Origin of the sequence: Phytoactinopolyspora endophytica, from assembly GCF_004138495.1 — a bacterium.
Taxonomy (GTDB): Bacteria; Actinomycetota; Actinomycetes; order Jiangellales; family Jiangellaceae; genus Phytoactinopolyspora; species Phytoactinopolyspora endophytica.
In genome coordinates this window covers 344,540-350,955 of the sequence record NZ_ML142853.1, presented here as the reverse complement: position 1 = coordinate 350,955, position 6,416 = coordinate 344,540, and the positions used below count along the sequence as shown (strand labels likewise).

The 6,416-nt window shown below is 67.5% G+C and carries 7 protein-coding genes; 4 read left to right on the top strand and 3 right to left on the bottom strand.

The window, feature by feature from the left end:
• On the bottom strand, window positions 1-1,058 hold a 1,058-nt coding region (locus ELR45_RS12410), incomplete at its 3' end, for a metal ABC transporter substrate-binding protein (RefSeq protein ID WP_165367713.1).
• Window positions 1,059-1,226: 168 nt separating this feature from the next.
• Between ELR45_RS12410 and ELR45_RS12405 the strand changes: the two genes are divergently transcribed.
• Entirely contained in the window at window positions 1,227-1,643 is a 417-nt protein-coding gene (locus tag ELR45_RS12405; RefSeq protein WP_129666348.1) for a Fur family transcriptional regulator, read from the top strand.
• A 193-nt stretch (window positions 1,644-1,836) separates the two neighbouring features.
• On the opposite strand, the gene ELR45_RS12400 is transcribed toward ELR45_RS12405, so the two are convergent.
• Window positions 1,837-2,244: a DUF6703 family protein gene (locus ELR45_RS12400; RefSeq protein ID WP_129666346.1), complete on the bottom strand. Its 408-nt coding sequence runs from the start codon at window positions 2,242-2,244 to the stop codon at window positions 1,837-1,839.
• Between the two features lie 173 nt (window positions 2,245-2,417).
• Here ELR45_RS12400 and ELR45_RS12395 point away from each other — a divergent pair, with 173 nt between their 5' ends.
• The 3 genes from ELR45_RS12395 to ELR45_RS12385 are packed head-to-tail and all read left to right on the top strand — an operon-like array spanning window position 2,418 to window position 5,622.
• On the top strand, window positions 2,418-2,909 hold the full coding sequence (locus tag ELR45_RS12395; protein ID WP_129666344.1) for an antibiotic biosynthesis monooxygenase family protein: 492 nt from the start codon (window positions 2,418-2,420) through the stop codon (window positions 2,907-2,909).
• Window positions 2,906-4,201, top strand: a complete 1,296-nt coding sequence (locus ELR45_RS12390; RefSeq protein ID WP_129666342.1) for a YibE/F family protein — start codon at window positions 2,906-2,908, stop codon at window positions 4,199-4,201. Before ELR45_RS12395 ends, ELR45_RS12390 begins: the two co-directional genes overlap by 4 nt.
• Window positions 4,202-4,239: 38 nt before the next feature.
• A complete protein-coding gene (locus ELR45_RS12385; protein WP_129666340.1) occupies window positions 4,240-5,622 on the top strand; it encodes a glycine--tRNA ligase in 1,383 nt (460 codons plus the stop codon).
• 73 nt (window positions 5,623-5,695) lie between these two features.
• On the opposite strand, the gene ELR45_RS12380 is transcribed toward ELR45_RS12385, so the two are convergent.
• Window positions 5,696-6,416: ABC transporter permease (locus ELR45_RS12380; RefSeq protein ID WP_165367712.1), on the bottom strand; the 721-nt coding region annotated here is incomplete at its 5' end.

Genomic DNA, 6,416 nt, shown 5'->3' with positions numbered 1-6,416 from the left:
ACGACGTCCGGGCTGGACAGACGCTCGTAGAAGACCGTCGTGACGCCCTCGTCCTCGATGGTGTCGTGAACCTCGGCCACCCGCGCCGGCGACGGCTCGGAGTCCGGGTCGAGTCCTGCGACGCCGAGCTGCTCGAGCGCGTAGCGGTCGGCAAGGTACCCGAACGCCTCGTGGCTCACCACGATCAGCGAGCGCTCGCACTGCGCGAGGCCGGCCTCGAACTCTTCGTCCAGCTCGTCGAGCTCATCCATCACCTCGTGGGCGTTGGCGTCGTAGCTGTCGGCGTTGTCCGGGTCGAGCTCAGCGAGCTCGTCCGCGATCGCGTGCGCCAGGGTCGCCATGTTGGTGGGATCGAGCCAGAGGTGCGGGTCCCCATCGAGGTCCCCGTGGTCGTGCCCGTCGTCGGTCGCCTCGTCGTGCTCGTCTTCGTGCTCGCCTTCGTCGTGCTCGTCGTCCGCGGCCTCGTCGTGTTCGTCCTCGTCGTGATCGGCGTCATCGCTGCCGTGGTCGTCGGCGTGATCCTCGTGCTCGTCAGCCTCGTCCTCGGTGTCGTCGTGGTCGTCGGCTTCTTCCTCGTCGTGGTCGTGACCGTTGTCCTCGTCGTGACCCTCGTCGTCGGTGTGGTCATCGGCCGCGTCGTCGCCATGATCGTCCTCGTCGTCATGGTCATGATCGTGCTCGTCGGGACGGAGCTCCACGACCTCGGCCGCGTCGACGGTGACTCCGGAGCTGTTCTGGTCGATCGCCTCGTCGACGGCGGGCTGGAAGTCCCTCAGGTAGAGCACGAGCTCCGCGTCGGAAAGCGAGCCCACCTGCTGGGCGGTCAATTCCATGTCGTGCGATTCGACGCCTGGCTGCGTGAGGTTCTCCACAGTGGCGTGTTCGCCCGCGACCCGTTCGGCGATGAACGCCATCGGGTAGAACGCCGCGGTGACCGACGGGCCGTCGCCGGTCGAGGCGCCGTCGTCCGTGGATTCGTCGTCCGACCCGCAGCCGGCCAGGACGAGCCCAGAGACCGCCAGCGCAGTGAGACCTCGGGTGAAGAAGCACGATTTCATGGGACCAATTCTCATAAAGATTGACAACCATTGTCAAAACAAGGGTCGATCCGTCGTTATTTAAGGGTATGAACGACATCTCTGTTCAGGTTGAAGCCAGGAACGGGCCGTTCCAACTACAGTGGAGCCTGACGTATTGAGCTGGAAGCAGAGAGGCGGTCGCCAGCAGTGTCGCTACAGCAGCAGCCGGTCAAAGAGCAGCGGCGGACGCGTCAGCGCGCCGCCGTCGACGAAGTGCTCGAGGAGACCGAGGACTTCATCAGCGCACAGGACCTGCATGCCGTGCTGCGCACCCGCGGCATGAGTGTCGGGCTCGCCACCGTCTACCGGACGCTGCAGACATTGGCGGACAACGGGCAGGTCGACGTGCTGCACACGTCCAGCGGGGAGGCGGCTTATCGGCGATGCGCCCGCGACGAGCATCACCATCATCTGGTCTGCCGTTCCTGCAAGGCCACGGTAGAGGTAGCCGGGCCCGCGGTGGAACGGTGGACGAAGTCTGTGGCGAAGGAGCACGGATACGTCGACGTCGCGCACACACTCGAGATCTTCGGCCTCTGCCCCCGCTGCGCCGCGCAGCAATAACGGCCGCACGGCCCTTGACGCGTCAGTCGAGGGTGGAGCGGAATCGGGGCCAGAGCCGAGGGTGGAGCGGAATCGGGGCCAGAGCCGAGGGTGGAGCGGAATCGGGGCCAGGGAGATGCCCTTGAGCGTTCGCCTCGGGCACACCGTGGGGTCGTAGTGGGCATGTCGCCGCGGCCTCCCCTGCGGTCCCTTCTCAGAGCACGCCGGCGGATTGCGCGACGATCAATGCGGCCAGCGCCGCGATCACTGTGGCGCGGATGATCCGCGCGGTCGGCTCGAGCTTCGGCCACGCGAGCACCAGTAGCCAGGTCAGGAAGAGGACGACCAGCGCGAGGAGTATGGGTGACCAGGGCGCCGGTGCGAGCAGGCCGCCGAGCAACACGCCGGCGGTGAGCAGACCGAGGAACCACTTCGGCAGCCGGGTGAGCCGGAGCAGGATGGGATAGCTGGCCCGCTCGAGGCCCGCGCGCCAGCCCGGCTGCGACACCGGAGCCGGACCGGGTCGACGGGAGCCCCCTTGCCGCGGGGTGCGCTGAGCAGCAGTGGGAGTGGCTGGCCGCCGCTGCGGTGTGCGGTGCGGTTGGCGGCGTTTCTTAGACACGATCGTCCTCGTCTCCGGACTCTGGTCGGGCGGGCATCACAGATCGGGCGTACGGTGATGGCCACGTCCGTGATGAGCGTGCTCCAAGAATGGTACGGCCGCGAGGTAATCCCACGGAACGGGGCGCGACCTGCACTATGCTCGGCGATGCCCTCCCGCCTGAAAGGACTGTCATGCTCGTCGTCACCCGATACCGGGTCCCTCGCGCCGAGGCGCCGGTCTTCCGTGATCAAGCGTTCCAGGCTCTGCGAACGCTCGCCGAACAGGCGGGCTGGATACGCGGGCACCTGGGCCGCGCCACGGACGACCCGACGCTGTGGGTGCTCACCAGCGAGTGGCTCGATGTCGGATCGTATCGTCGGGCGCTGTCCTCGTACGACGTGAAGCTCCACGCGGTGCCCTTGCTCTCCCGGGCTGTCGACGAGCCCACGGCGTTCGAGGTCATGACTCCGGAGGGCGGTACCGCGCTGGCCGCCGACGCGGACGACGTCGGCCTGGGAGACGCGGCCGGTCCGGCCGTGGCGACAGACCTGGACGTCGTACCGGGCAGAGACGGGAGAATGCGGGACGCCTCGCTGGGTCGAGACGAGAGAGAGTGGGACGCCTCGCGGAGAGCGGCCGACGACCCGGCGGACGAGAACCACCGGCGGGAGGGCGGACAGTGACCGGGGTTCACCTGCATCCCGAGGTACCACCGGCAAGTCCTCGGGTCCGCAAGACCGTGCTGTCGGTGTTGATCCCGCTGATCCTGCTGACCATCGGCGGCTTGGCGTTCCTCTGGCCCTCCGGCGAGAAACCCAGCATCGAGGCGGGCGTGCGTACGGACGCGCAGATCACGGCGATCGGTCCGTGTGAGGGCGTCGAGGGTGCCCCATCGGATGGTGATGGTGCTCCACCGGACGGTGACGGCCAGGGCGGTCAGGGCGGCCAGGGCAGCAGCGAATGCCAGGAGGCCGATGTCCTGATCGAGTCGGGACCTGACGAGGGCATGGAGACCGTGGTACCGCTCTGGTTCGGCGACGGTGCACCGGAGTTCTCGGTCGGTGACAAGGTCGTCCTCACCGGCATGCAGGACCAGCCGCTGGAGACCCGCTACGAAGTCACCGACTTCCAACGGGGGATGCCGTTGCTGTGGCTGGGTGCCGTGTTCGCCGTCGCCGTGGTGCTGCTGTCCCGGTGGAAAGGGCTCGCCGCGCTGGGCGGGCTGGCGATCTCGGTGCTGGTCATCGTCTTCTTCCTGCTACCAGCGTTGCTGTCGGGACAGGATCCGTTGCCGGTCGCCGTGGTGGGGGCGTCAGCCATCATGATCGTGACGCTGTACATGTCGCATGGGGTCTCGATACGGACCTCGGTCGCCTTGATCGGGACGCTGATCAGTCTGACCCTGACAGGTGTGCTGGGTGCCCTGTTCACCACGCTCGGCCAGTTCACCGGTCTCGTCGACCACGCGGCCGCGTACATCGGCACGGTCGATGCGGATATCAACGTGCGTGGCCTGCTCCTCGCCGGCCTCGTCGTCGGTGCGCTCGGCGTGCTCGACGACACCACCGTCACACAGACCGCGACTGTGTGGGAGCTGGCGGCGGCCGACCCCACGTCGTCGCGCCGGAAACTGTTCTCCGCCGGCATGCGTATCGGGCGTGAACATGTCGCCGCGACGGTGAACACCCTGGTGCTCGCGTACGTCGGCGCGTCGCTGCCGCTGCTGATGCTGTTCAGCGTCGCCGGACTGGGCGTCGGCGACGCGCTGACCACCGAAGCTGTGGCGCAGGAGGTGGTCCGGGGACTGGTCGGCAGCCTCGGCATCATCGCGGCGGTGCCGGTCGCCACGGGGCTGGCCGTGCTGGCGGTGCGGCAGGGGCAGCCCTCCGGCGGCCGCCGCCGTCGGCGCACCGGTACTGACGGCGGCGAGCGGGCGGCAGCGCGGACAGGAAGTGTTGATAGCCTCGGTGGCTGACCGTTTCGCCGACAGCCAGCCGGATGGAGTGATCACCTGTGCCTGTTTCCCCCGTCGACGCCGTAGTCTCCCTCGCTAAGCGGCGCGGATTCGTCTTTCCCACCGGTGAGATCTACGGCGGGACCAGATCGGCGTGGGACTACGGGCCGCTCGGCGTCGAGCTCAAGGAACAGGTCCGGCGACAGTGGTGGCGTGCCGTCGTGCAGCAGCGCGACGACGTGGTCGGGCTCGACTCGGCGGTGATTCTGCCGCGCGACGTGTGGGCCGCCTCCGGCCACGTCGAGGAGTTCGTCGACCCGCTGGTGGAATGCCAGGCCTGCCACAAGCGCTTCCGGGCGGACCAGCTGGAGGAAGAGTTCGTCGAGCGGAAAGGGCGGCAGCCGGCAGCCGGACTGGACGACGTGCCCTGCCCCACCTGCGGAGCGAAGCGTTCCTGGACCGATCCGAGGATGTTCAGCGGCCTGCTCAAGACGTTCCTCGGCCCGGTGGAGAGCGCTGAGGGCATGCACTATCTGCGCCCGGAGACGGCCCAGGGCATCTTCACCAACGTCCTGAACGTGATGAACTCTGCCCGCAAGAAGCCGCCGTTCGGCATCGCGCAGACCGGCAAGTCATTCCGGAATGAGATCACGCCGGGCAACTTCATCTTCCGGACCCGCGAGTTCGAGCAGATGGAGATGGAGTTCTTCGTCGAGCCGGGCACGGACGAGGACTGGCACGAGTATTGGCTGCAGGCCCGCTGGGACTGGTACCTCGATCTTGGGCTCTCGGCGGACAACCTGCGTCTCTACGAGCACCCGGCCGAGAAGCTCTCGCACTATTCGAAGCGGACCGTCGACATCGAGTACCGGTTCCGCTTCGGCGGTGCGGAGTTCGCCGAGCTGGAGGGGATCGCCAACCGCACGGACTTCGACCTCACCACCCATTCCAAGCACTCCGGAGTGGATCTCAGCTACTTCGATCAGGAGAAGGGCACACGCTGGACGCCGTACGTGATCGAGCCGGCGGCCGGTCTGACCCGCTCGGTGCTGGCTTTCCTGCTGGACGCCTACGACGTCGACGAGGCGCCCAATACCAAGGGTGGCGTGGACCGGCGGACCGTGCTGAGGTTCGATCCCCGGCTTGCCCCGGTCAAGGCCGCGGTGCTGCCGTTATCGCGTAACCCAGCGCTGTCGCCGAAGGCGCGGGATCTCGCCAAGGCCCTGCGCGCACGGTGGAACGTCGACTTCGACGACGCGGGTGCCATCGGCCGCCGCTACCGTCGCCAGGACGAGATCGGCACGCCGTTCTGTATCACGGTGGACTTCGACACGCTCGACGACGACGCGGTGACGGTACGCGAACGCGACTCCATGGCGCAGGAGCGCGTCGGTCTGGACCGGATCGAGGGTTACCTCGCCGAACGGCTCCCGGTCTGCTGATCGGCCGGCTCCATCCGGTGATCATCAACCCCTGGCCGTGCCAGGACCGGTCTAACGGTTGATGATCATCGGGTTAGGTGAGGTCGCGGCGAGTGAAGAGGGCTGTGCCGATGGCGGCGACGGGAACGACGACGAGCAACGGCGCACCGATCGCCTGGAAGGTCCAGCCGTCGGCCAACGGTGACGGCTGAAGGAGCCAGTACCACGGCGAGGCCCACCGCACGTTCTCGAAGAAGTCCACGAGGCTGGACAGACCGAACAGCACGTAGGTCGCGGTGGCGAGACCGGCGCCGCCGGCGATGGCCCAACCTTTGCTTCCGGTGGCCGCACCGATCGCATACGTGATGCCGGTGAACAGCAGCGCGAGCAGGAACGTCGCGACCCCGGCGGCGGTCAGCGCTCCGATGCCGAGATCGTCGAGCTCGAACGGTGAGCGCAGGGCAGCGAGCAGAGCGGTTGCGACGAACGTCAGCACGGCAAGCAAGAGTGCGATGCCGGTCAACCGCTCGAGGGCGACCCGCCAGCGATGCACCGGGTTGGCCAGCAGCGACTCCAATGTTCCCTCCCGTTCGGATCCCGCGATCGACCATGCCGCTGCGCTGATCCCGAAGATCAGCAGCACGATCGGGAACACGTTGGAGTAGAGCTGGCTGTTCAAATAGCCTGCGGGGGTGGTCAGCCCGTCCGCGGCCCCCATCATTTCGAGGACGCCCTCCGGCATCTCTTCGACCATCTGGTCGAAGGCAGAGCCGGCGTCCTTGACCGACGGGTAGCTGGCGGCGGTGATCAGGACG